Here is a 24403-nt window from a genome sequence, read left to right on the forward strand (position 1 = left end):
TGCTCGCCATCAGCCGCACGGGCAGGCAGCGGCCCGGGGCGTTAAAATGCCCGATTCCCTCGCTGCGGTGCCGTCGATGCGCTTCCCGATCCTGTCGCTGTCCCTGGCCGTGTCCATCGCGCTGGCCGGCTGTTCCAATGAGTCCACGCCGCCGGCCGCCAGCACCGCCGCGCCGGCCACCACTGCCAAGGCCCCCGTGAAAGCAGACGCCCGCAACCACGACGAAAGCTCCTACGCCCAGCCGCAGCTGGTGGTCATCAAGGATCTGGCGCTGGACCTGAAGCTGGACTTCGACAGCAAGCAGATCGGCGGCACGGCCACCTATACGCTGCAGTGGAAGGACAAGGCCGCCAAGCAACTGGTGCTGGACACGCGCGAGCTGAGCATCGCGCAGGTGCAGGCCGACGATGGCAAGGGTGGCCTGTCGCCGCTGCAGTTCGCGCTGGCGCCGGCCGACAAGACCTTCGGCAGCAAGCTCACCATCGAGGCGCCGAACCAGCCGGCCAAGGTCGTGATCAGCTATCACACCGCACCGACTGCCTCGGGCCTGCAGTGGCTGGAGCCGTCGATGACCGAAGGCAAGCAACTGCCCTTCATGTTCAGCCAGTCGCAGGCGATCCATGCACGCAGCTGGGTGCCGTTGCAGGACACCCCGAGCGTGCGCTTCACCTATAGCGCGCATGTGACCTCGCGCCCGGACGTGATGGTGCTGATGAGCGCCGACAACGACCCCAAGGCCGCGCGCGACGGCGATTACAGCTTCAAGATGCCCGAGCCGATTCCGTCCTATCTGCTGGCGATCGCCGCCGGCGATGTGGTGTTCAAGCCGATTTCCGCACGCTCGGGCGTGTGGGCCGAGCCGGCCATGGCCGACAAGGCCGCCAAGGAATTCGAAGACACCGAAAAGATGATCGGTGCCGCCGAAAAGCTCTATGGCCCGTATCGCTGGGGCCGTTACGACATGCTGGTGCTGCCGCCGTCGTTCCCGTTCGGCGGCATGGAGAATCCGCGCCTGACCTTCGCCACGCCCACCGTGATCGTCGGCGACAAGTCGCTGGTGTCGCTGGTCGCGCACGAACTGGCGCATAGCTGGTCGGGCAACCTGGTGACCAATGCCAGCTGGAAGGACATCTGGCTCAACGAAGGCTTCACCACCTACGTGCAGGCACGCATCACCGAGGCGCTGTATGGCGCCGAGATGGCCGAAATGGAGCGCGAGATCGACCAGGGCGACCTGCTGGCCGAAGTGAAGGACATGGCGCCGGCCGACCAGGCGCTGGCCTTGCCGCCGCTGGCCGAGCGCGACCCCGACGAGGCCCTGAGCCAGGTGGCCTACGTCAAGGGTGCGTGGTTCCTGCAGTTCCTGGAGCAGCGTTTTGGCCGTGAGGTGTTCGACCCGTTCCTGCGCGGCTGGTTCGACGATCATGCGTTCCAGAGCGCCACCACCGACCAGTTCGTCGACTACCTCAGGAAGAACCTGCTGGACAAGCATCCCAACACGGTCAGCGCGGCCGAGGTGGATGCGTGGCTGCAGCAGCCGGGCATCCCGGCCTTCGCCACCAAGGCGCGCTCGCGCAGCTTCTCGATCGTGGACACCGCGCGCATTGCCTGGAGCGGCAGCGGCACGCTGCCGAGCAAGCAGGTCACCGGCGACTGGGGCACGCAGGAGTGGGTGCACTTCCTCAGCGGCATGGGCGCGACCTTGAAGCCGGAACAGCTCAAGCACCTGGATGACGCCTACCACTTCACCGGCACCCCGAACGGCGAAATCGCCATGCGCTGGTACCCGCTGGCGATCCGCAGCGGCTACACCGACGCGCGCCCCGCTGCAGGCGCCTTCATCGAACGTGTCGGTCGCCGCAAGCTGGTGCTGCCGATCTACGCCGAGTTGTTGAAGACCCCGGACGGCATCGCCTTCGCCGAGCAGGCCTTCGACAAGGCCAAGCCGAGCTACCACCCGATCACCACCGCATCGGTGGCCGAGATGATCGCCAAGGCCAAGGCGGCACCCCCAACGCAGCCGTAAAGGCAGCGGAGGGCAGTGCAGACGCCCTCCCGCCGCCTGCATCGCTGCAATCACCACCGTAGGAGCGCACCCGGGCGCGACGGGGCTTTCCCGGTAGAGCCCCATCGCGCCCAGGTGCGCTCCTACGGTGCGGCTGGCTGATTGCGGGTGTCGGGCAGGCCGGCATCGGCGCTGCCGTCCATGTCTTCGGAATCGACGACGCAGTCGCACCGGAATGCACGCCCTCGGCCGCCTGCATCGCCGCATCGTGCCCGCAATCACTGCCGTCGCCCTCCCGCTGCCTCCATCGCCGCAATCACCACCGTAGGAGCGCACCCGGGCGCGACGGGGCTTTCCCGGTAGAGCCCCGTCGCGCCCAGGTGCGCTCCTACGGTGTGCGGCTGGCTGATTGCGGGTGTCGGGCAGGCCGGCATCGGCGCTGCCGTCCATGTCTTCCGGAATCGACGATGCAGTCGCGCCGGAATGCACGCCCTCGGCCGCCTGCATCGCCGCAATCACCACCGTAGGAGCGCACCCGGGCGCGATGGGGCTTCACCTGGAAAGCCCCATCGCGCCCAGGTGCGCTCCTACGGTGCGGCTGGCTGATCGCGGGTGTCGGGCAGGCCGGCATCGGCGCTGCCGTCCATGTCTTCCGGAATCGACGATGCAGTCGCACCGGAATGCACGCCCTCCGCCGCCTGCATCGCCGCAATCACCACCGTAGGAGCGCACCCGGGCGCGACGGGGCTTCACCGGGAAAGCCCCGTCGCGCCCGGGTGCGCTCCTACGGTGTGTGGCTGGCTGATCGCGGGTGCGGGCAGGCTGGTATCGTTGGCAGTGAATTTGTCCCGGAGTCGACGATGAAGTATCTGCTGAGCGCGGCCTTGTGCGTCGCTGCAGTGAGTGGCTGTACTGATCGCGAGGCGCAACGCCAGGCGCAGGAAACCGCGCAGGCGCAAGCCAAGGAACACGAGGCCGATGCACTCGCCAAGCAATACGACGAGGCAGTGAAGGCCGGAAACTGGGACATGGCACGTGCGCATGGCGCGGCACTGCTGGAAGGCTACGCCGGCACCGCGGCGGCCACACGCATCGAACCCGGCTATGCCGACATCAAGGCCAAGGGCGAACAGGCGCGCGAACTGCGCCGCATGCAGGCGTTGTGGCAGTACTCGCAAGTGCCGGCCAAGGGCGGCACGCAGCGCTCGGCGATGATCGATGCCAAGAGCCGCGTGGATGTCGACGGCAGCGGTCCCAAGCCGGTGAGCCTGGTGTTCCGCGATCATCCGCAGTGGAAGCGGCACAGCTATCTCGTGCTCAAGGCCGGCGACTTCAACTGCTATGGCGGCTGCAAGGTGCAGGTCTCGGCCGATGGGGGCGCACCACGCGCGATGGCCGCGCACCGCCCCGACACCGATGAGGCGATCGCGATGTTCATCGACGACGACAAGGCGCTGTGGAAGCTGGTGCGCAATGCCAAGCGCATCAGCATCGCGTTCCCGGTGAAAGCCGGCGGCACGCGCACGGCCGAGTTCGACGTGGGTGGCCTGGACACCACCCAGATGCCGGGCTGGAAGTAGGCGCACCGCCGCGACGTGGCACGGAGCGCGCGCAGTGGACTGCAGCCGCAGGGCGTACCGGTCCATCCCGCTGGACGCGCCAGGTGTGCGTTCACCTGGCGAGGGCTTGCGGTATCGCGTCAACCATCTCTCGAGTGTTAGCACGTATGGACGGCATGACCACCCCACAGAGACCTCCCGCCCTGTCCGCCTACCGCCATTGGGTGTTCGACATGGACGGTACCTTGACCGAAGCCGTCCATGATTTCGGGTTGATCCGGCGCGCGCTGGAGATCCCGCCCGAGGCGGACATCCTGCATCACCTGGCAGCGCTGCCGGCCGAGCAGGCCGCAGCCAAGCACGCCTGGTTGCTCGCGCACGAGCGTGACCTCGCGCAGGCCGCACAGCCCGCTCCCGGTGCAGTGGCACTGGTGCGCGCGTTGCAGGCCGCCGGCTGCCGGTTGGGCATGCTGACCCGCAACGCGCGCGAACTGGCGCAGGTGACATTGCAGGCGATCGGGCTACACGATGCGTTCGCCTGGGACGACATCGTCGGCCGTGACGAAGCCGCCCCCAAGCCCGCGCCCGACGGCCTGCAGTACTTCGCACGGCGCTGGTCGGTGGAGGGAACGGCCCTGGTCATGGTCGGCGACCACCACAACGACCTGGCCTGCGGTCGGGCCGCCGGTGCCTGCACCGTGCTGGTCAACACGCCGGGTGATCCCTGGCCGGGCCTTGCCGACTGGCGGCTGCACGATTGCACCCAGCTGCTGGCGCAATGGAACCGCTAGCGTGAGGGTTGGCGAGTAGGCCGGGCGCGCGGAAGGATGGATCGCGACGTGTGACTGGCCGCGTGTCGCTGGAGGTTGCTGGCGATCAGGACATCGTCATCGCATTGGACCCCGTCATCGCATTGGAAGAGTGGCATGCGCCCGAGAGGCGTGGACGCTGCTGAATCCTGCAACGCGTCACCGGCAAGCCGGACATCACGCGGCTGTCTGCGCCGTCAACGCATCCACCCGTCGGGCAGCGTCTGCCGATGGGAGAAGGGAGTGCGGCGGCACCTTGGTCAACCCTGTCGTACGGTCTCTGGATGATCTGCGGCATCGAGTTGCACGAACCAGGGACAAGCATGCCGCCTCGCGCGAGCTGAGTTCATGGCACCGGCTGACCGGCCGTTCCACATCCGCTGCGCCACCACTGTCACAGCACGCCCGGCGCAAACTGTGCCAGAACCGTGACAGTGCGCCCGGCGCAAGCCACTGCCATCGCTGCAGATGCCTGCTGCTACGACATGGTGCGTCGCACCAGTACGCTGGCATGGCGTTTGCTCTTTCCCTCTCGACGTTTCCGACGTCCGCGACGCGACTGGCGGGTGCAACGCCGGCGCCGCGGATGTTTCAACCGACTGGTTGTTCAATCGAGAGGGGTAGACGCACATGCACCAATCTTCCTGTCGCAGCCTGCGCAGCAGTGCGCTGCTCCTGCTTGCGCTGAGCGCTGCGTTGGCCGGCTGCAAGAAAGACGCCGCCACCGAGACGACAACGCCTGCGCCGGCCGCCACGCCCGCCGCCGCACCGGCCGCCACCGTGGTCGATACCGATAGCGAGTTCACCACCAACGCCAGCAATCCGGACAACTGGGGCGGCATCGGGCGCGACTTCGCGCTCACCCGGCACAGCCCGCTGGCCGAGATCAATCGCGACAACGTCAAGAACCTGAAGATGTCGTGGGAAATGAAGACCGATGCCACGCGCGGCCACGAAGGCCAGCCGCTGGTGATCGGCAGCATCATGTACATGGTCAGCGCGTATCCGAACAATGTGTTCGCCATCGACCTGGCGGCGCAGGACGACGGCGGCAAGGTGCTGTGGAAGTACACCCCGCAGCAGGACGAGCGCTCGGTGGCGGTGGCGTGCTGCGATACGGTCAACCGTGGCGCCTCGTATGCCGATGGCAAGCTGGTGTTCGGCAGCCTGAGCGGCGATGTGATCGCACTCGATGCCAAGACCGGCAAGGAAGTGTGGAAGCAGAAACTCGCGCACCCGGACAAGGGCGAGACCATCACCATGGCGCCGATCATCGCCGACGGCAAGGTGATCGCCGGCATCAGCGGCAACGAGTTCGGCGTGCTCGGGCGCGTGGCCGCCTACAACCTGGCCGATGGCAAGCAGTCCTGGTCCTGCGATGCGGCCGGCACCGACAAGGCGATCTGCCTGGGTGCGGATTTCAACAAGGCCAATCCGCAGCACGGGCAGCTCGGCGACCTGGGCGTCAAGACCTTTCCCAACGACGAATGGAAGCGTGGCGGCGGTGCGGCCTGGGGCTGGTACAGCTACGACCCGAAATTGAAGCTGCTGTATTACGGCACCGGCAATCCCGGCCTGTGGAGCCCGTCGTATCGCTGCGGCAAGACCTCGCAGGAGGAATGCAACAACGGCGAGCACGACAACAAGTGGTCGATGACGCTGTTCGCGCGCAAGATCGATACCGGCGAAGCGGTGTGGGGCTATCAAAAGACGCCGTTCGACCAGTGGGATTACGACGGCATCAACGAGCCGATCCTGGTGGACCTGACCATCGACGGCAAGCAGGTGCCGTCGGTGGTGCAGTTCGATCGCAACGGCTTTGCCTACGTGCTCGATCGCCGCGATGGCACGCTGCTGCGCGCGCACAAGTTCGTGCCGGCCAACTGGGCCGAGCGCATCGACATGAAGACCGGCCGCCCGGTCAAGGTGGCCGCGCATTCGCCGCTGGAACGTGGCAGGAAGGTGCAGGCGTTTCCGTCGGCGATGGGCGGCAAGGACCAGCAGCCGTGCTCGGTGGATCCGGCCAACTCCGCGGTGTTCTTCTGCGGCACCAACAACTGGCATATGGAGCTGGAACCGCAGGAGCGCGGCAACACCATGATGGGCCTGCCCTATGTGTTCGCCAACGTGATGATGAAGCCCAACGAGCCGGGTGCGCTGGGCATCGTCAAGGCCTTCGATGTGGTGGAAGGCAAATCCAAGTGGGAGATCAAGGAGAAGTTCCCGGTGTGGAGCGGCACCCTGGTCACCGATGGCGGGCTGGTGTTCTACGGCACGCTGGACGGCTGGTTCCGTGCGGTGGACAAGGACACCGGCAAGAAGCTGTGGGAGATGAAACTGCCCTCCGGCATCATCGGCAACCCGATCGCCTACAAGGCCAACGGGCACCAGTACGTGGCGGTGTTCTCCGGCATCGGCGGCTGGATCGGCCTGCCGGTGGCCGCAGGTCTGGATCCGTCCGATCCGTATGGCGCGCTGGGGGCTGCGGGGCTGGCGTTCGGTGCCGGCTTCGACAAGATCCCGCTCGGCGGCATGGTGCACACCTTCCGGATCGATGGTGCGGGCAAGACCGTGACCGCCGGTACCACCGCCACCGCAGCGGCAGGCGGTGGCGCCGCCAATGCCGTCGCGAAGACCGCGCGATGAGATCCAGGCCTGCCGTTGCCGGCGCGCACCGGTGGTTCGCTGCCGGTGCGCGCGGCATGCCCCGGCAGCTGCGCAAGATGCTGGTGGTTTGCAGCCTCGGACTCGTCGCCGCAGGCTGCACGCGCGAGCCGTCCTCACCGACGGCTCGCGTTTCTGATTCTGCTGCGGCGCCCGCAGCGATGCCTGCATCCACGCCTGCATCCACTGCAAAGCCAGCTTCCGTGCAATCGCCGGCAAGCACGCCAGCGCCTGCGCCCGATCCCACGGTGCTGCGCGTGTGTGCCGATCCCGGCAACATGCCGTTGTCCAACAAGGCCGGCGACGGCTTCCAGAACAAGATCGCGCAGGTGCTGGCCGAGGCCATGGGCCGTCGCCTGGAATACGAGTGGCGCACCTATTACCAGCGCGGGTTGGCGCGCAGCACCATCACTGCCGGTCGCTGCGATGTGTTGATGGACCTCAACAGCGATTTCGAGCAGGGCCTGACCACGCGCCCGCTGTATCGCTCGGCCTACGTGCTGGTGACGCGCAAGGGCCTGGATCTGGTGCCAGCATCGCTGGACGATGCGGCGCTGAAAAAAGTGCGGTTGGGCGTGTTCCAGAGCTCGCCCGCACGCCAGGCCCTGTACGAGCACGGCATCAGCGGCCAGGTGCAGTACCTGTTCTACGACTCGGCCACCGCGCCGGAAGACCATCCGGGCAAGCTGGTCGAACGCGTCGCCGCCAATGAACTGGATGCAGCCGAATCCTGGGGCCCGGTGGCCGGCTACTACGCCCAGCGCAACGGCCTGGGCGTGGTGCCGCTCAATACCATCGACGATGCGGTACTGGAGTATTCGATGGCATGGGTGGTGTCGCGCAAGAACACGGACCTGCGCGATGCGTTGAACACGGCCATGCAACAGCGTTCAGCAAAGATCGCCGGGATCCTGCGCAGCTATCACGTGCCGCTGGTGCGCTGCAGCGACTGCGTGGTGGCCGGCGACCTGGCCTCGCACGGGCCGTACGCGACACCGACGCCGGCGTCGGCAGCGCCAAGCCCGGCTGCGTCTTCGCAGCAACTGGCGCAGCTGCAGCTGCGCATCGCCGACGGTGCCGACCCGAACCAGGAACTGGCGCATGCGCTGGATGCCGGCGATGGCGTGCGCGTGGCGTGGTTGTTGCGCCACGGCGCCGATGCCAATCGGCCCAACCTGCTCGGCGAGCCGCCGCTGCATCAGGCCATCCGCAATCAGGAACCGGACCTGGTGGGTCTGTTGCTCGATGCCGGCGCAGCCCTGGAGGCGCGCGATGCCGGTGGCTGGACCGCGCTGATGAAGGCGGCCTGGGCCAACGATGCCGACAGCGTGGGCAGGCTGCTGGCGCGGCGTGCGCCGGTGGACACCGTCTCCGGCGATGGCTGGAGTGCGCTGGAGCTGGCGGTGGCCTACGCCGATGTCGGCGTGGTGCAGGCAGTGCTGAAGGCGGGAGCGAACGTGCGGCGGGCCAACCCCGCCGGCTTCACCCCGGTGATGTTTGCGGTGGCGCGCGAGGACCCGGCGATTCTCGACGCGCTACTGGCGCGCGGCGCCGAGGTCGGTCATGCCAACCAGGCCGGCGTCACCGCCTTGATGCTGGCCGCAGCGGCCGGGCGCGAGGCGGTGGCCAGGCGCTTGCTGGCGGCCGGCGCCGACCCTTCCGCACGCAATCGCGACGGCAAGACTGCCGCCGCGTTGGCGCAGGCGCGCGGCGATGGCGCGCTGGCCACGCTGCTCACCCAGGCCAGGCGCCCGTCCCGGCAATGACTGCGTCACCCGCCGCGCGCACGGGGTGCGCGGTGTTCCCTCCGACCAGAAAGGTTCGTTCATGCGCAAGTCCACCGTGGGTCGTTTCGATCGTTCCGTGCGCGCACCGCTGTGCGCGGTGATGCTCAGCATGCTGCTGGCCGCCTGCGGCAAGGAGGCACCGCCACCAGCGCCCGCGTCCGGGTCCGGGTCCGCCGCTCCGCCGGTTGCCAGCATGCCTGCGCCGGCCACCGGCGGCGCCGCGCCGGCGCCCGCAGCGGCGACCGCCGGGGTGCCCAACCCGGCCGCCGGGCCTGCACCGGATCCGGCCACCCCGCCGGCAGCGCCTGCCACGGTCGTGCCGATCCCGAAGGGCCCGGAGGTCAAGGTCACTCCCGAACTGATCGCCGACGGCAAGAAGCTCTATTTCTCGGCCGGCTGCAATGCCTGCCATGGCGGCACCGGTGGCGGCGGCATGTGCCCGCCGTTGACCAACGAGATCTGGGTGTATGGCAGCGACGACGACACCTTGCGTGCGCTGATCAGCGAGGGCACCGCCGCGATGATCACCCACGGCAAGACCCGCATCGGGCACGAGAAAGTGGTCGGGCAGATGCCGCCGTTCGCGCCGGTGCTCAAGCCGGGCGACACCGAGAAACTGCTCGCCTTCATCCATTCGATCAACAAGACCGCGGGCAAGGCGCAATGAGGCCAGCGCCGATCCGCTGGCAGCGCGTCCTGGCGACCACCGCGCTAGGCGTACTGCTGAGCCTGGCCGGTTGCCGGCCCGATACCGAGCCGTCCGCGTCCAACGCCGCGCCCGCGACAACGACGACGGCGGCGGCTCCCGCAGCGACGCCAATACCGGCGACGTCGCCGGTATTGGCCTACGTGCCCAACCAACGCAGCGGCACGGTGTCGGTGATCGATACACACAGCGATACGGTGGTGCGCACGCTCGGCGCGCAGGGGCAGCTGGGCAAGCGCCTGCAGCAGGTGTTGCCCGGCCCGCACGGGCATCTGTATCTGATCGATGCCGAGCATCATCGCCTGATCGAGCTGGATACCGAAACAGACGCGGTGCTGCGCAGCGTGCAGATCGGCGAGAACGCCGAAGGCATCGCCTTGTCGCCGGATGGCAGGCAGTTCGCGGTGTGCGTGGAAGGGCAGAACCAGGTGATGTTGATCGATGCGGCGCAGTTCCGCGTGCAGCAGGTGATCGCCACGCGCGGGCAGGCGCCGGAGCATTGCGCCTACACGCCGGACGGACAGTGGTTGCTCACCAGCAACGAGGGCTCCAACGACATGGACATGATCGAGCTGGCCACCCATCGCTCGCGCGGCGTGGTCGCCACCAGCGGCCATCCGCGCGGCATGGCGTTCGCGCCGGACGGGCACAGCGTCTACATCGCGCAGGAAACCGCCAACGTGGTGGACGTGATCGACCTGCAGACCCGCACGCGCCGCGCCAGCCTGCCGGCCGGCGTGCGTACCGCCGGCGTGGCGTTGTCGGCCGATGGCACGCGGCTGTATGCGTCCAATGGCGGTGCCGGCACGGTCAGCGTGATCGATACCGGCACCGCGCGCAGCCTGGCCGAGATCGCGGTCGGATTACGGCCCTGGAATCCGGCGCTGACCCCGGCCGGCGACAAGCTGTACGTCGCCAACGGGCGCTCGAACACGGTGAGCGTGATCGACACCGTCGCGTTGCGCCAGATCAAACAGATCCCCGTCGGCGAGTTGCCGTGGGGCGTGGTCATCGCGCGCTGAGCGGCGGCCATGCCGATGCGCGCCAGGGAGGCCGGATGAAGACACGCGCCGCGGTGGCCTGGGGTCCGCACCAGCCGCTGACCATCGAAGAGGTGGACCTGCAGCCGCCGCGACCCGGCGAGGTGCTGGTACGCCTGGTGGCCACCGGTATCTGCCATGGCGATGCGCATGCGTTGGCGCACGGCCAGGCGGGCAGCTTTCCGGTGATCCTGGGGCAGGAGGGCGCGGGCATCGTCGAGGCGGTCGGCATCGGCGTCACCAGCGTGCGGGCCGGCGATCACGTGATCCCGCTGTACATGCCCGAATGCGGCGTGTGCAAGTTCTGCCGCTCCGGTCGCACCAACCTGTGCCAGGCGATCCGCAGCAGCCAGGAGCGCGGGCTGATGCCCGATGGCAGCAGCCGGTTCTCGTTGCACGGGCGGCCGATCCTGCACCACATGGGCACCAGCACGTTTTCCGAGTACACCGTGGTGCCGGAGATCGCGGTCGCGCGGATCCCGCAGGATGCCCCGCTGGCCCAGCTCTGCCTGCTCGGCTGCACGGTCACCACCGGCGTCGGTGCGGTGCTCAACAGCACCCATGTGCGGCCCGGCGACTGCGTGGCGGTGTTCGGCCTGGGCGGCATCGGCTTGTCGGTGGTGCAGGGCGCGGTGCTGGCGCAGGCCGGGCGCATCATCGCGGTGGATATCGATCCGGCCAAGTTCGCGCTGGCGCGTGCCCTGGGCGTCACCGACTGCCTGGATCCGCGCGACTACGGTGCGCCGATCCAGCAGGTGATCGTGGACCTCACCGATGGCGGCGCCGACCACAGTTTCGAATGCGTGGGCGATGTCGGCGCGATGCGCGCGGCGCTGGAGTGCTGCCACAAGGGCTGGGGCGAGAGCGTCATCCTCGGCGTGGCCGACGATGCGCAGGAAATCAGCACGCGCCCCTTCCAGCTGGTGACCGGGCGGGTGTGGCGCGGCAGCGCGTTCGGCGGAGTGAAAGGGCGCAGCGAGTTGCCCGGCTATGTGGAGCGTTACCTGCACGGCGACATCCAGCTGGCGCCGTTGATCACCCGCACGCTGGCGCTGGACGACATCAATCAGGCGCTGGCGGACCTGCGCGCGGCGCGCGGCATCAAATCGATCGTGCTCTATTGAGGGAGACGCACATGGCAGCAGGCACGCGCAGCACAGCGACGTTGCAGTCGCACCACCACGCACTGGCAGGCGCCATTGCCAGCGCCCTGCTCGCGGGCAGCGCGCTGGCAATGGCGGCCGAGGCGCCGCAGGTGACCTGGCTGGACCGCATCGAGGTCACCGCCACGCCGATTCCCGGCACCACCATCGACGCGGCGCAACTGCCGTACATGGTGCAGTCGTCCACTCGCGCCGCGTTGTCGCGCGGGCGCAGCAACAACCTCAGCGACCTGCTGCAGCGGCGCTTCGTCGGCGTGGATGGCAACGACGTGCAGGGCAGCGCGTTCCAGAACGATCTCACCTTCCACGGCTTTCGCGCCTCCGCCTTGCCGGGCGCCTCGCAAGGCGTGTCGGTGTATCTGGATGGGGTGCGTTTCAACGAACCGTTCGCCGACATCGTCAGCTGGGACATGCTGCCCGAGTCGGCCATCAATGCGGTGACCCTGATGCCCGGCTCCAATCCCTTGTTCGGGCCGAACACGCTCGGTGGCGCGGTGGTGCTGTCCACCGCATCGGGCCTCACCGCACCGGGATTGCAGGGCGAAGTGAGCATCGGCAGCGGTGCGCGCAAGCGCCTGGACGCCAGTTACGGCCTTGCCGGTCAGGACGGCTGGCATGGGCTTGTCGCGGTCACCGGTTTCGACGAGAACGGCTGGCGCGATGCCTCCGAGGGCCGCCTGGGAACGGTGTTCGGCAAGCTCGGCAAGCAAGGCGAACAGACCGACTGGAGCCTGTCGCTGCTGCACGGGCGCAGCCGCCTGATCGGCAATGGCCTGCTGCCGGAGACGCGTTACACCGACGATGGCCCCGAGCCCGGTCTGTATCGCGCCGACCGCCGCGCGGTGTACACCTCGCCCGATCTGACCCGCAATCGCACTACGCTGTTCACCGCGCAACTGGACCATCGTTTCGATGCGGACACCGCATTGCACGCAGTGGCTTACTCGCGCGTGGGCCGCCGCGACACCGTCAATGGCGATATCGGCGAGGACTACGAGGAATTCGTCGAGGAATGCGCCTCCGGTTACGCTGCCGGCGGCAGCGCGCTGGACGCCGAGTGCGATGTCGCACGCGCCGATGCCGATGCATTGCCCACCGGCGCGCTCAACACCACCCAGATGCGCCAGGACGCGCAAGGCCTGGCAGTCAACCTGAGCAGGCAATGGGGGGCGCATGCGCTCAGCACCGGCGTGACCTTCGATCGTGGCCACGTGCGCTATCGGCAATTCGCGCGCGATGGCTGGGTGCAGCCGGACCGCTCGGTCGCTGCCGATCCGGATGCCGGGCGTGCGTTCTTTTCCGGCGTGCGCGGCAGTACCAAGACGCTGGGCGTGTTCGTCGCCGACACCTGGGCGCTGGACGCTGCCACCCATCTCAGTGCTGCGGTGCGCTGGAATCGTGTGGTGGTGGACAACATTCTCTCCACTGCCGACGACGGCGACCGCCCACGCGAGCGCTTCGTCTACGCCAAGGCCAACCCGTCGTTGGGGCTGACCCACCGGCTCGCTTCGGGGCTGACGCTGTACGGCTCGGTCGCACAGAACAGCCGTGCGCCCACCGCGATCGAACTGGGCTGCGCAGATCCCACCCAGCCGTGCCGCCTGCCGACCGGCCTGCAGGCCGACCCGCGCCTGGAGCAGATCGTTTCGCGCACCTACGAACTGGGCGCGCGCTGGACACCGTCGACCGACAGCAGCGCGAGCGTGTCGGTGTACCGCGCCGACAATCGCGACGACATCCTGTTCCTGCGCGCACCGGACACGCAGCTGGGGTACTTCGACAATGTCGGCCGCACCCGCTACCAGGGCGCGGACCTGGCGCTGCAGCTGCGCAGCGGCGCCTGGCAGTGGTCGGCCGGCTACAGCTTTCTGGATGCGACCTACCGCAGCGACGGCGAGCTGCTGTCCGGCGAGCGCGTGATCGCCTTGCGGCCGGGCCTGCGCATCGCCGCGTTGCCGCGCCACAACCTCAAGCTCGGCGTGGAATGGCAGCGCGAGGCGCTGACGCTGGGCGCCGGGGTGCGTGCGGTGTCCGGGCGCGTGGCCAGCGGCAACGAGGATGGCCAGGTCGACAACGCCGAAGACGGCGAGCCCGCACCCGCGCGCATCGACATCGGCACCGCCGGCTATGCGCTGGTGGACCTGCAGGCGCGTTGGCAAGTCAGTGCGCGGCTGTCGCTGTTCGCCCGCGTGGACAACGTCTTCAACCGCCGCTATGCCACCTACGCGGCCGTGGCCGAGGACGTGTTTCCCGATGGCGAGCTGGCGCGCCCGCAGGATGCGCCGGTGGAAACCGGCCCGGCGCGGTTTCTCGCACCGGGCGTGCCGCGGCAGTATCTGATCGGGGTGCGCTGGGCGCTTTGAAGCCGGGATTGGGGAGTGGACGTTGGGGATTCGTAAACGCCAGCGTAGCGGCTGTGCGGGCATTTGATGTTGCCAATCCCCACTCCCCACTCCCCACTCCCCACTCCCCACTCCCCACTCCCCACTCCCTAATCCCCACTCCCTAATCCCTAATCCCTAATCCCTAATCCCTAATCCCCGCCTCCACTCATCCGGTATCCAGGCCGTGCTTGCGCAGCTTGCGATACAGCGTATTGCGGCTGATGCCCAGCGCGTCGGCGGTGCGGCTGACGTTCCAGCGGTGGCGTTCGAGTTGCTGCTGCAGCACCAGGCGTTCGGCCTGGTCGAGGGCGACGCGGCCGGGCATGTCGTCGGCGGCCACCGCGCGGCCATCGACCAGGCATGGGGCGCTGCCGGCATCGACGATTTCCTGCGGCAGATTCGGCAGGCGGATCACCCCGTCGCTGCACAACACCGCCGCGGTGCGCAGCACATTGCGCAACTGGCGCAGGTTGCCCGGCCAGGCGTAGCTCAGCAGCTTGTGCATCGCCTCTTCGCTGATGCGCACGCTGTGCTCGCTGTTTTCCTCGCGCAGCAGGGTGCGGATCAGCTCGGCCTTGTCGCTGCGCTCGCGCAGCGGTGGCAGATGCAGCACCACGCCATTGAGGCGGTAGTACAGGTCTTCGCGAAACTCGCCGGCCGCTACCCGTTGCCCCAGATCGCGATGGCTGGCGCTGATCACGTGCAGCTCCAGCGGCACCGCGCGTTCGCTGCCTAGCGGGGTGACGCATTGTTCTTCCAGGACGCGCAGCAGGCGGCTCTGCAACGGCAGCGGCATGTCGCCGATTTCGTCCAGGAACAGCGTGCCGCCGCTGGCCTGCAGCAACTTGCCGTGGCGGCCTTCGCGCGCGGCATCGGTGAATGCGCCGCGCGCATACCCGAACAACTCGCTCTCGATCAACGCCTCGGGAATCGCCGCGCAGTTGATCGCCACGAAGGCGCCGCCGGCCCATGGCGAGCCGCGGTGCACCGCCTTGGCAAATTCCTCCTTGCCGGTGCCGGTGTCGCCACGCAGCAGGATCGACACGCGATGCGCAGCCAGCTTCAGTGCATTGGCCAGGTTGTGGCGCATGCGCGGATCCGAGCCGACATGCTCGCCGGGTTGCAGCTCGGCATCCGGCGCCAGCTGCGCCGGCCCGCCCACTGCCGGCAGCGCGGGACGTGCACGCGGCGGGCGCACCAGCGCGTAGAAACGCCGCCCGTGGCAGGCGCAGCGGATCGACCACAAGGTGCCGGCATCGCTGCCGGCGCGGTGTTCGAGGGTGTCGAAATCCAGCTGCATCACCTGTGCGATGTTGCGGCCCACCAGCTGGCTGCGATCGAGCTTGCCCAGTTGCTCCAGCACCGCTTCGTTGACTGCCAGCACGCGACCGTCGGTATCGATCGCAATCAGTGCCTCGTGCAGCAGGCCGGCGAACTCGGGCCGGCTATGGAAGCGCAGGATGAAGGCATGGCCGAACTGGTTGAGGAAATGCGAGCGCGAGATCTGCGCCGCCGACATGCTCACCAGCGCCACGGTATGGCGCTGGGTCTGCTTGCCGTCCTGCGCATTGGGGGTGGAGGCATCCAGCACCGCCAGCAGGCCGCCGTGCGGGTCCAGGATCGGCGCGCCGCTGCACGACAGCGGCAGGTGGCGGGTCAGGTAATGTTCGCCGCGATGCACGCTCACCGCAGTGCGCTCGGCTGCGCAGGTGCCCAGGCCGTTGGTGCCCTGATGGCACTCGGCCCAGCTGGCGCCGCTGAACAGGCCGGCCTGGCGGAATTCGCGCAGCAGGGTCGGGTCGTGCACGCTGTGCAGCACGGTCGCCTCGGCGTCGGCGAAGATCACCGCATAGCCGCTGCCGGCGATCTGCTCGTAGAGGTTTTCCATCTCCACCTTGGCAATGCGCAGCACATCACCCAGGCGTTGCTGGCGTTCGCGCACGTGCAGCGCATCGTGCACCAGCGGTGCGGGGGCCGCCTCGGGCAGCAACGCGTAATCGTCCAGGCAGCGCCGCCACGAGCGCGACAGTGGGGCGGCAAGCGGCGCAATGTCGCGCAGCCGGCGGATCTGCCGGAGCGCATCCGGTTCGATCTCGGGCTGGGCGATGGACGTGGCGGCGACAACGCTTGGCTCTGACATGGGCCAGCGTTCCTCAGTGGGCGCGAAGCGTCAGTAGAGGCACAGATCGGGGCCATGCTCAAACTGCATTGCAGCAAATTGTGGTGCAGACGAGCCCCTCTCCTGCGGGAGAGGGGGTGGGGTGAGGGTACGGTGCGAAGCCCGGTGTTGTTCAACCTGCACGAGGCTTCGCTCGTACCCTCATCCGCCCCTGCGGGGCACCTTCTCCCGCGGGGAGAAGGGCAAAGCGCTGATCAGCGGCGGTGCCGCGTCAGAGCGCGTAGCNCGTACCCTCATCCGCCCCTGCGGGGCACCTTCTCCCGCGGGGAGAAGGGCAAAGCGCTGATCAGCGGCGGTGCCGCGTCAGAGCGCGTAGCCGAACTGCTGTGTGAGCTGATAGTTGAACTGCCGAGCCCCTCTCCTGCGGGAGAGGGGTTGGGGTGAGGGTACGGTGCGAAGCCCGGTGTTGTTCAACCTGCACGAGGCTTCGCCCGTACCCTCATCCGCCCCTGCGGGGCACCTTCTCCCGNTGGGGTGAGGGTACGGTGCGAAGCCCGGTGTTGTTCAACCTGCACGAGGCTTCGCCCGTACCCTCATCCGCCCCTGCGGGGCACCTTCTCCCGATGGGAGAAGGGTGTGTGAGCTCGACGCTGCGGATCAGGCCAGCGTCAGAGTGCGTAGCCGAACTGCTGCTTGAACTGGTCGTTGAACTCGCTGAAATCGAACCGCTGATTCTGCGTGCCCGGATGCTCCACCTTCAGCGCGCCCATCAGGTTGCCCATCCGCCCGATCGTCAGCCAGTCGTAGCCGCCCTGGATGCCGTAGATCAGCCCGGCGCGGAAGGCGTCGCCGCAGCCGGTCGGATCGACCACGCGGCGCTCGTGCGCCGGCGGGATGTCGTAGGTCTTTTCCGGCGTATGCACCAGCGCGCCCTTCGGGCCCTGCGTGGTGATGTAGGCCTGCACGCGCGAGACGATGTCCTTCTCGTTCCAGCCGGTGCGCTCCTGCAGCAGGTTGGACTCGTAGTCGTTGACCACCACGTAGTCGGCCTGTTCGATGAATTCGCGCAGTTCCGGGCCGTTGAACAACGGCATCGCCTGGCCGGGATCGAAGATGAAGGGGGTGCCGGCGGCAGCGAACTCTTCGGCGTTCTGGATCATGCCCTCGCGCCCGTCCGGGCCGACCAGGCCCAGGGTCACGCCCGGCACGTCCTTCACGTGGTTCTCGTAGCTGCGCATCATCGCGCCCGGATGGAACGCGGTGATCTGGTTGTTGTCGTGGTCGGTGGTGATGAACGCCTGCGGGGTGAACAGCTCGTCGATGATCTTCACCCGCGACAGGTCGATGCCCAGCGCCTCGAAGTGTTCGCGATACGGGCCGAAGTCCTGGCCCACGGTGCCCATCGGGATCGGCGCGCCGCCGAGCAGGTGCAGGTTGTAGGCGATGTTGCCGGCGCAACCGCCGAACTCGCGGCGCATGCGCGGGACCAGGAACGACACATTCAGGATGTGCACCTTGTCCGGCAGGATGTGGTTCTTGAACTGGTCCGGAAACACCATGATGGTGTCGTAGGCGAGGGAACCACAGATCAGTGCGGACATCGAGTCAGGCCTTTGCGTTGGGAAATACCCGCCAGTTGCCGGGCATGGCAGCGGGACGGCGCGCGCGCCGCGGCGCAAAGGGTAACGGCTGCGACCGATCAGGGCCACAACCGCATGCCATGCCCGGCGTGACCGGCACATGAAAACGACGCCGCAACGGCCGATTTTTCCTTGCCCGCACCTGGGGGGATTGCTAGGCTAGTGGACTTCGTTTTCTGCCCGCTTATCGACCAGTTGTTTCCGCATTGGCGACAGGGCAAGCGACTCTTTCAGGAACGGCTCCCTCGATGTTCAAGAAACTCCGCGGCATGTTCTCCAACGACCTGTCCATCGACCTGGGCACGGCCAATACGCTGATTTACGTGCGCGGGCAGGGCATCGTACTGAACGAACCTTCGGTGGTGGCGGTGCGCCAGGACCGCGCCATCGGCGGCACGCGCTCGGTGGCTGCCGTCGGCGCCGAGGCCAAGCAGATGCTCGGCCGCACCCCGGGCCACATCACCACGATCCGCCCGATGAAGGACGGCGTCATCGCCGATTTCACCTACACCGAGGCAATGCTGAAGCACTTCATCAAGAAGGTGCACAAGTCGCGCTTCCTGCGCCCGAGCCCGCGCGTGCTGGTGTGCGTGCCGGCCGGTTCCACCCAGGTCGAGCGCCGCGCCATCAAGGAATCGGCGGAAGAAGCCGGCGCGCGCGATGTGTACCTGATCGAGGAACCCATGGCCGCGGCGATCGGGGCCGGCATGCCGGTGACCGAGGCGCGCGGTTCGATGGTCATCGACATCGGCGGCGGCACCACCGAGGTGGCGGTGATCTCGCTCAACGGCATCGTCTACTCGCAGTCGGTGCGCGTGGGCGGCGACCGCTTCGACGAGTCGATCACCAACTACGTGCGCCGCAACCACGGCATGCTGATCGGTGAAGCCACCGCCGAGCGCATCAAGCTGCAGATCGGCTGCGCCTACCCGCAGGACGAGGTGCAGGAGATGGAAATCTCCGGCCGCAACCTGGCCGAAGGCGTGCCGAAGATGATCAAGATCAACTCCAACGAGGTGCTCGAGGCCTTGCACGAGCCGCTGTCGGGCATCATCTCGGCGGTCAAGCTGGCGCTGGAGCAGACCCCGCCGGAACTGTGTGCCGACGTGGCCGAGCGCGGCATCGTGCTCACCGGTGGCGGCGCGCTGCTGCGTGACCTGGACCGCCTGATCTCCGAGGAAACCGGCCTGCACGTGCAGGTCGCCGACGACCCGCTCACCTGCGTGGCCCGCGGCGGCGGCCGCGCGCTGGAGCTGGTGGACATGCATGGCAACGAGTTCTTCGCGCCGGAGTGAGGCGTTCGGGATTCGGGAGTCGGCATTGGGGATTCGCAACGGCGGTTCCTGCCTACGGCCCGGTGGGATTGCCGCGCAGTCCCGCTGATTCACGTGTTAGCCGCATCCGTCTCGGGGGCAGCCAAGCGCTCCTCGAATCCCCAATCCCGACTCCCCAATCCCGGCCCTGACAGTGCCCTCCTACGCCGGTCCTCCCGTCGCCTCCCGTCCGGGCGAAGTCACCTCCACGCTGCGGCTGCTGGTCTATCTGGTGCTGGCGATCGTGCTGATCGCGCTCGATAGCCGGGGTGGCTGGCTGAGCCAGGCACGCCGGCAGGCCAACCTGCTGATCCAGCCGATCTGGGCGGTGGCCGGGTTGCCGGGGCGGATCGGCTCGCAGGTGCGCGACAACGCCGCCACCCATGCGCAACTGGTGGAAGAGACCCGCGACCTGCGCAACCAGCTGCTGGTGGCCAATGCGCGCCTGACCCGCCTGCAGACCGCCGCGCTGGACAATGCGCAGCTGCGCGAACTGCTCAACGTGGCCGAGCGCCGCGGCCTGGACGTGCAGCTGGCGCCGATCCTGGATATCGACCTGGACCCGACCCGGCAGCGCCTGCTGCTGGATGCCGGCAGCCGCGATGGCGTGCTGATGGGCCAGGCGGTGATCGATGCCGGCGGGCTGATGGGCCAGGTGATCGAGGTGACCCCGCTGCATTCGACCGTGCTGCTGCTGACCGACCCCGACCACGCGGTACCGGTCAGCGTGGCGCGCAACGGCGTGCGCCTGATCGTCTACGGCCGCGGCGACCGGCTGGAACTGCGCGACATCCCGCTCAGTGCCGGCGTGCAGGTGGGCGACGAGATCGTCACCTCCGGCCTCGGTGGCCGCTTCCCGGCCGGCTTCCCGGTCGGCAAGGTGTCCGAACTGCACCCGGACGACACCCACGCCTTCCTGGTCGGCGAACTGACCCCGGCCGCCAAGCTCGATCGCGGCCGCGATGTGCTGCTGCTGCGCGCCGGCAAGCCGTTGCGGGTGGTGCCTGGGGCCGGGATTGGGGATTCGGGAGTTGGGATTGGTAACGGCAACAGCAACGGCGTCGCGGCGGCGGCCGGCGCGCCGGTGACTGCAACACCGCGCACGCCTGCGGGCGGTGTTTCCAACGCAGCGACTGATACCGCGCGCCCGACGGCCGCCGGTACCTCGGCGCCTGCACGGTCCGCAGCGACACCTGCCGCGCCCGGCGCGCAGCCGTCCAGCGCGCCAGCGTCCGGCCGCCCGGCCAGCACGCCCGCCCGCCGTCCCGCATCGAACGCATCCAACGTCCCCAATCCCGATTCCAGTCCGGCCCCGCCTCAGGGCGCAGCTTCCAACCAATCCCCAATCCCCAATCCCCAATCCCGTCCGTCTCCGCAGGAGACGGACCAATGACCCGCATGCGCAACACCTGGATCCTGCCGGCGAGCATCGTCATCGCGCTGGTGCTGGGCCTGCTGCCGCTGCCGGTGGTGGTGCAGCCGCTGCGTCCGTACTGGCTGGCGTTGGTGCTGGCGTACTGGGTGATCGAGGAGCCGGACCGGGTCGGGCTGGGCATCGCCTTCGTGGCCGGGGTGCTGGCCGACCTGCTGTATGGGGGGCTGCTCGGCGAACAGGCGCTGCGGCTGGTAATCATGACCTTCATCCTGCAGCGCTTTCGCGCGCGGATGCGCTTCTTCCCGGTCTCGCAGCAGGCGCTGGCGATCGGCGGGCTGCTGCTCAACGACCGCATCGTCTCTTCGGCCGTGCATCTGGCGGTGGGCGAGCCGACCCTGCCGTGGAGCTACTGGTGGGCCCCGCTGCTGGGCATGGCGCTGTGGCCGCCGCTGTTCGTGTTGCTGGATGCGGTGCGGCTGGGCAAGCGGAGCAAGAAGTAGGCCATGCACGGGCGTCGTCACCCCAAGAACCCGCATGCGGAGGCCGAGCAGTTCCGCCGGCGCGCGGTGCTGGGCTTTGTGATGGTGGTGGTCTGCCTGGTCGGCCTGGGCGGCTGGTACTTCAAGCTGCAGGTGCTCGACCACGAGGTCTACGCCACCCGCTCGGAAGCCAACCGCATCAAGCCCAAGCCGGTGGTGCCCGGGCGCGGCATGATCTACGACCGCACCGGCCGGCTGCTGGCCGAGAACGTGCCGGCCTTCCGCCTGGACGTGACCCCGGACAAGGTCGCCGACATGGACGCCATGCTGGCCGCGCTGGGCAAGGTGATCCCGATCGCGCCGGAGGACCTGGAGCGCTTCCATCGCGAACGGCGCGCACGCCGCAGCTTCCTGCCGGTCACGCTCAAGCTGCGCATGAGCGATGAGGAAATGGCGCGCTTTGCGGTGGAGCGCTGGCGCTTTCCCGGCGTGGAGCTGGAGCCGTACCTGACCCGGCGCTATCCGTACGGGCCGCTGTTCGCGCACATCATCGGCTACGTCGGCCGCATCGATGAAAAAGACCTGGCTGTGCTGGGCGAGGGCAATGCCGCGCTCACCCACATGGGCAAGTCCGGACTGGAGCGCTATTACGAGCAGGACCTGCGCGGCCAGGTGGGTTACGAGCAGGTCGAAACCAATGTGCAGGGGCGGGCGATCCGCACCGTCGGCCGGGTCGCGCCGCAGTCGGGTGCGGACCTGCGGCTGTCGGTGGATGCCGACCTGCAGCGCGCGATGGTGGCCGCGTTCGGCGAGCACGAAGGTGCGGCGATCGCGATGGACCCGCGCACCGGCGAGATCCTGGGCATGGTCAGCCTGCCCAGCTACGACCCCAACCTGTTCGTCAACGGCATCTCGCATGCCGATTTCCGCATGCTCAACGACAACCCGTCGCGGCCGCAGTTCAACCGGCTGGTGCTGGGCGGGGTGGCGCCGGGCTCCACGCTCAAGCCGCTGATCGCGCTGGCCGGCCTGGACAGCGGCCTGCGCCGGCCGGAAGACCGGGTGTTGTCCACCGGCATGTTCTACCTGCCCGGGGTCAGCCGCGGCTGGGGCGACTCGCACCGCGGCGGCCATGGCTGGACCGACCTGCGCAAGTCGATCGCCCAGTCGGTCAATACCTACTACTACCGCCTGGCGGTGGATATGGGCATCGACCGGTTCGACCACTACATGGGCGAGTACGGCTTCGGTCAACCGACCGGGGTGGACCTGCTCGGCGAGATCGGCGGCATCCTGCCGTCGCCGGCCTACAAGTACAAGACCCGCAAGGAGCGCTGGTATCCCGGCGACACCGTCAACATCGCCATCGGCCAGGGCGACTGGAAGGTGACTCCGTTGCAGCTGGTGCGCGGGGTGTCGGCGATCGCCGGCGGGCTGCTGCTGCGCCCCCACCTGGTGCTGGAGCAGCGCACCGGCTTCGACCACCCCTGGCAGCCGATGATCCAGCCGCCGGGCAAGCCGATCAGCCCGAGCGCGGCGCACCTGCAGGTGGTCCGCGAGGGCATGATGGACACCATGCGTCCGGGCGGCACCGGCTATGCGATCACGCCGGGCGCGCCGTACCAGATGGCCGGCAAGACCGGCACCGCGCAGGTTGTCAGCCGCAAGGGCGTGGCCGCGGTGGACCCGCGCAGCCTGCCGCTGCATCTGCGCCATCGCGGCCTGTTCGTCGGCTTCGCCCCGGCCGACAACCCGGTCATCGCGGTGGCGGTGGCGGTGGAGGGCGGCGGGTTCGGCACCAGCTCGGCCGCGCCGATCGCACGCAAGATCTTCGACGCCTGGCTGCTCGGCAAGCTGCCCGCCGGCCTGGAGCCGCTGGACAGCGAGCTCGGCACGACCGCGGTGGGCGTCAACCAGTTCGAAGCCGGCGCCACCGATGCGCGCCAGGCCGGCGATGCGGCCGCCGCCACGCTGGACGAGCTGCCGGTGGTGATCGGCCAGACCGCGGTGGCCCTGGACCCGAATACGCCGGCGCAGCCGGTGGTGCCGGATGTGCCCGATGCGGTGCAGGAGACCGACCATTGAGTGACATCCTGCGCTGGCTGGCGGACATGGTGGCGCGCTTCACGCGCAGCCTGGACTGGGTGCTGTGCCTGGCGCTGGGGGCGCTGATGGTGATCGGGCTGTCGGTGCTCAAGAGCGCCGGCGGCGCCGCCAACGGCGATCACCTGGTGATGGCGCAGGCCGTGCGCTTTGTCATCGGCCTGGCCGCGATGTGGGGAATTTCGCGCATGTCGGTGCTGCGCCTGCGCGCCTGGACGCCATGGGTGTACGGCCTGTCGATGCTGCCGCTGCTGGCGGTGTTCGCGCTGGGCACCGGCAAGTACGGCCGCCAGTGGCTGGACCTGAAACTGTTCTACCTGCAGCCGGCCGAACTGCTCAAGATCAGCCTGCCGATGATGGCGGCCTGGTATCTGCACCGCATGCCGTTGCCGCCGCGCATCTCCACCGTGCTGGTGACCGGCGTGATCATCGGCGTGCCGACTGCCTTGATCATGCTGCAGCCGGACTTCGGCACCGGCGTGCTGATCGCCGCCAGCGGCGTGTTCGTGCTGCTGCTGGCCGGCCTGCCGTGGTGGTGGGTGGCGGTGGGCGTGGGCGGGGTCTCGGCGGCCGCGCCGGTGGCCTGGTTCTGGCTGCTGCGGCCGTACCAGAAGGACCGCATCATGATGTTCCTCAACCCGGAAAACGATGCGCTGGGCGCCGGCTGGAACATCATCCAGTCCAAGATCGCGATCGGCTCGGGCGGCCTCGACGGCAAGGGCTGGGGACTGGGGTCGCAGTCGCACCTGAACTTCATTCCCGAACAGACCACCGACTTTGCGTTCTCGGTCCTCAGCGAGGAATTCGGCTGGATCGGCGTGGCCACCGTGCTGACCCTGTACCTGATCGTGATCGCGCGCTGCCTGTGGATCGCCTCGCAGGCGCGCGACACCTACTCGCGCCTGGTCGCCGGTGCCACCGGCCTGGCCTTCTTCGTCTACGTGCTGGTCAACGGCGGCATGATTTCCGGCCTGCTGCCGGTGGTGGGCGTGCCGATGCCGTTGATGAGTTACGGCGGCACCTCGGCGGTGTCGCTGCTGGCCGGGCTGGGCCTGGTGATGGCGGTCAAGGCGCACCGTCCGGTGCACGGGTACTGAGCCGGCACGTTCTGCAGCCGACGCTGACAGGCACTCACCCGTGTCGAAAGAACCAATCAAACCTGGCCAGGCGCAGCACGCCGCTGGCGACAGGCGCGTGACACGCAGCTGACGCTGCGCAAGGCGCGCGCGGTTCTGCGCGCTGCGTTGCAATGACGAC

Annotated in this window: 16 protein-coding genes; 14 read left to right on the forward strand and 2 right to left on the reverse strand. The window is 68.4% G+C overall.

Annotation, left to right across the window (positions count from 1 at the left end; genetic code table 11):
- Window positions 1-76 precede the first annotated feature (76 nt).
- From C0541_RS02160 to C0541_RS02200, 9 genes are all read left to right on the forward strand, one after another.
- Complete coding sequence (locus C0541_RS02160; RefSeq protein ID WP_193725846.1) at window positions 77-2026, forward strand: M1 family metallopeptidase; 1950 nt, start codon at window positions 77-79, stop codon at window positions 2024-2026.
- An 839-nt stretch (window positions 2027-2865) separates the two neighbouring features.
- Complete coding sequence (locus C0541_RS02165; RefSeq protein WP_115045474.1) at window positions 2866-3585, forward strand: hypothetical protein; 720 nt, start codon at window positions 2866-2868, stop codon at window positions 3583-3585.
- Between the two features lie 146 nt (window positions 3586-3731).
- On the forward strand, window positions 3732-4355 hold the full coding sequence (locus C0541_RS02170) for an HAD family hydrolase (protein WP_161959841.1): 624 nt from the start codon (window positions 3732-3734) through the stop codon (window positions 4353-4355).
- A 648-nt stretch (window positions 4356-5003) separates the two neighbouring features.
- Window positions 5004-7019: a methanol/ethanol family PQQ-dependent dehydrogenase gene (locus C0541_RS02175; protein WP_338016116.1), complete on the forward strand. Its 2016-nt coding sequence runs from the start codon at window positions 5004-5006 to the stop codon at window positions 7017-7019.
- Complete coding sequence (locus C0541_RS02180; protein ID WP_115045475.1) at window positions 7016-8803, forward strand: quinoprotein dehydrogenase-associated putative ABC transporter substrate-binding protein; 1788 nt, start codon at window positions 7016-7018, stop codon at window positions 8801-8803. The genes C0541_RS02175 and C0541_RS02180 overlap by 4 nt, the downstream gene beginning before the upstream one ends.
- A gap of 25 nt (window positions 8804-8828) precedes the next feature.
- A complete protein-coding gene (locus C0541_RS02185; protein ID WP_193725840.1) occupies window positions 8829-9491 on the forward strand; it encodes a c-type cytochrome in 663 nt (220 codons plus the stop codon).
- The gene (locus tag C0541_RS02190; protein WP_115045477.1) at window positions 9488-10552 is read left to right on the forward strand and encodes a beta-propeller fold lactonase family protein; all 1065 of its coding nucleotides are present in this window, start codon (window positions 9488-9490) and stop codon (window positions 10550-10552) included. The genes C0541_RS02185 and C0541_RS02190 overlap by 4 nt, the downstream gene beginning before the upstream one ends.
- 35 nt (window positions 10553-10587) lie before the next feature.
- The gene (locus C0541_RS02195; RefSeq protein ID WP_115045673.1) at window positions 10588-11694 is read left to right on the forward strand and encodes an S-(hydroxymethyl)glutathione dehydrogenase/class III alcohol dehydrogenase; all 1107 of its coding nucleotides are present in this window, start codon (window positions 10588-10590) and stop codon (window positions 11692-11694) included.
- 11 nt (window positions 11695-11705) lie between these two features.
- Window positions 11706-14096 (forward strand): TonB-dependent receptor, encoded by a 2391-nt coding sequence (locus C0541_RS02200; protein WP_115045478.1) that lies wholly within the window; start codon window positions 11706-11708, stop codon window positions 14094-14096.
- Window positions 14097-14283: 187 nt separating this feature from the next.
- Here C0541_RS02200 and C0541_RS02205 read toward each other — a convergent pair whose 3' ends face one another.
- Window positions 14284-16257 (reverse strand): sigma-54-dependent Fis family transcriptional regulator, encoded by a 1974-nt coding sequence (locus C0541_RS02205; protein ID WP_115045479.1) that lies wholly within the window; start codon window positions 16255-16257, stop codon window positions 14284-14286.
- Between the two features lie 647 nt (window positions 16258-16904).
- A complete protein-coding gene (locus C0541_RS02210; protein WP_115045480.1) occupies window positions 16905-17837 on the reverse strand; it encodes a carbohydrate kinase family protein in 933 nt (310 codons plus the stop codon).
- A gap of 287 nt (window positions 17838-18124) precedes the next feature.
- On the opposite strand from C0541_RS02210, the gene C0541_RS02215 reads away from it, so the two are divergent.
- The 5 genes from C0541_RS02215 (at window position 18125) to rodA (ending at window position 24243) form a co-directional block, all read left to right on the forward strand.
- Window positions 18125-19171: a rod shape-determining protein gene (locus C0541_RS02215; protein WP_006452025.1), complete on the forward strand. Its 1047-nt coding sequence runs from the start codon at window positions 18125-18127 to the stop codon at window positions 19169-19171.
- Between the two features lie 172 nt (window positions 19172-19343).
- On the forward strand, window positions 19344-20582 hold the full coding sequence (gene mreC, locus C0541_RS02220) for a rod shape-determining protein MreC (RefSeq protein WP_115045481.1): 1239 nt from the start codon (window positions 19344-19346) through the stop codon (window positions 20580-20582).
- Window positions 20579-21064, forward strand: coding sequence for a rod shape-determining protein MreD (gene mreD, locus C0541_RS02225; RefSeq protein WP_016900812.1), 486 nt, complete (start codon window positions 20579-20581; stop codon window positions 21062-21064). Before mreC ends, mreD begins: the two co-directional genes overlap by 4 nt.
- 3 nt (window positions 21065-21067) lie before the next feature.
- The gene (gene mrdA / locus C0541_RS02230) at window positions 21068-23128 is read left to right on the forward strand and encodes a penicillin-binding protein 2 (RefSeq protein ID WP_115045482.1); all 2061 of its coding nucleotides are present in this window, start codon (window positions 21068-21070) and stop codon (window positions 23126-23128) included.
- Window positions 23125-24243 carry a rod shape-determining protein RodA gene (gene rodA, locus C0541_RS02235; RefSeq protein ID WP_115045483.1) on the forward strand — a complete coding sequence of 373 codons (1119 nt, stop codon included), beginning with the start codon at window positions 23125-23127 and terminating at the stop codon, window positions 24241-24243. Before mrdA ends, rodA begins: the two co-directional genes overlap by 4 nt.
- The last annotated feature ends 160 nt before the right edge of the window (window positions 24244-24403 follow it).

The sequence above is a fragment of the Xanthomonas arboricola genome, from assembly GCF_003353015.1.
GTDB classification, from domain to species: domain Bacteria; phylum Pseudomonadota; class Gammaproteobacteria; order Xanthomonadales; family Xanthomonadaceae; genus Xanthomonas; species Xanthomonas arboricola_E.

Bases quoted from the DNA above. Each gene is read 5' to 3' on its own strand.
- C0541_RS02160 (WP_193725846.1), top strand. From the start codon at position 77: ATGCGCTTCCCGATCCTGTCGCTGTCCCTGGCCGTGTCCATCGCGCTG.
- C0541_RS02165 (WP_115045474.1), top strand. From the start codon at position 2,866: ATGAAGTATCTGCTGAGCGCGGCCTTGTGCGTCGCTGCAGTGAGTGGC.
- C0541_RS02170 (WP_161959841.1), top strand. From the start codon at position 3,732: ATGGACGGCATGACCACCCCACAGAGACCTCCCGCCCTGTCCGCCTAC.
- C0541_RS02175 (WP_338016116.1), top strand. From the start codon at position 5,004: ATGCACCAATCTTCCTGTCGCAGCCTGCGCAGCAGTGCGCTGCTCCTG.
- C0541_RS02180 (WP_115045475.1), top strand. From the start codon at position 7,016: ATGAGATCCAGGCCTGCCGTTGCCGGCGCGCACCGGTGGTTCGCTGCC.
- C0541_RS02190 (WP_115045477.1), top strand. From the start codon at position 9,488: ATGAGGCCAGCGCCGATCCGCTGGCAGCGCGTCCTGGCGACCACCGCG.
- C0541_RS02195 (WP_115045673.1), top strand. From the start codon at position 10,588: ATGAAGACACGCGCCGCGGTGGCCTGGGGTCCGCACCAGCCGCTGACC.
- C0541_RS02200 (WP_115045478.1), top strand. From the start codon at position 11,706: ATGGCAGCAGGCACGCGCAGCACAGCGACGTTGCAGTCGCACCACCAC.
- C0541_RS02205 (WP_115045479.1), bottom strand. From the start codon at position 16,257: ATGTCAGAGCCAAGCGTTGTCGCCGCCACGTCCATCGCCCAGCCCGAG.
- C0541_RS02210 (WP_115045480.1), bottom strand. From the start codon at position 17,837: ATGTCCGCACTGATCTGTGGTTCCCTCGCCTACGACACCATCATGGTG.
- C0541_RS02215 (WP_006452025.1), top strand. From the start codon at position 18,125: ATGTTCAAGAAACTCCGCGGCATGTTCTCCAACGACCTGTCCATCGAC.
- mreD (WP_016900812.1), top strand. From the start codon at position 20,579: ATGACCCGCATGCGCAACACCTGGATCCTGCCGGCGAGCATCGTCATC.
- mrdA (WP_115045482.1), top strand. From the start codon at position 21,068: ATGCACGGGCGTCGTCACCCCAAGAACCCGCATGCGGAGGCCGAGCAG.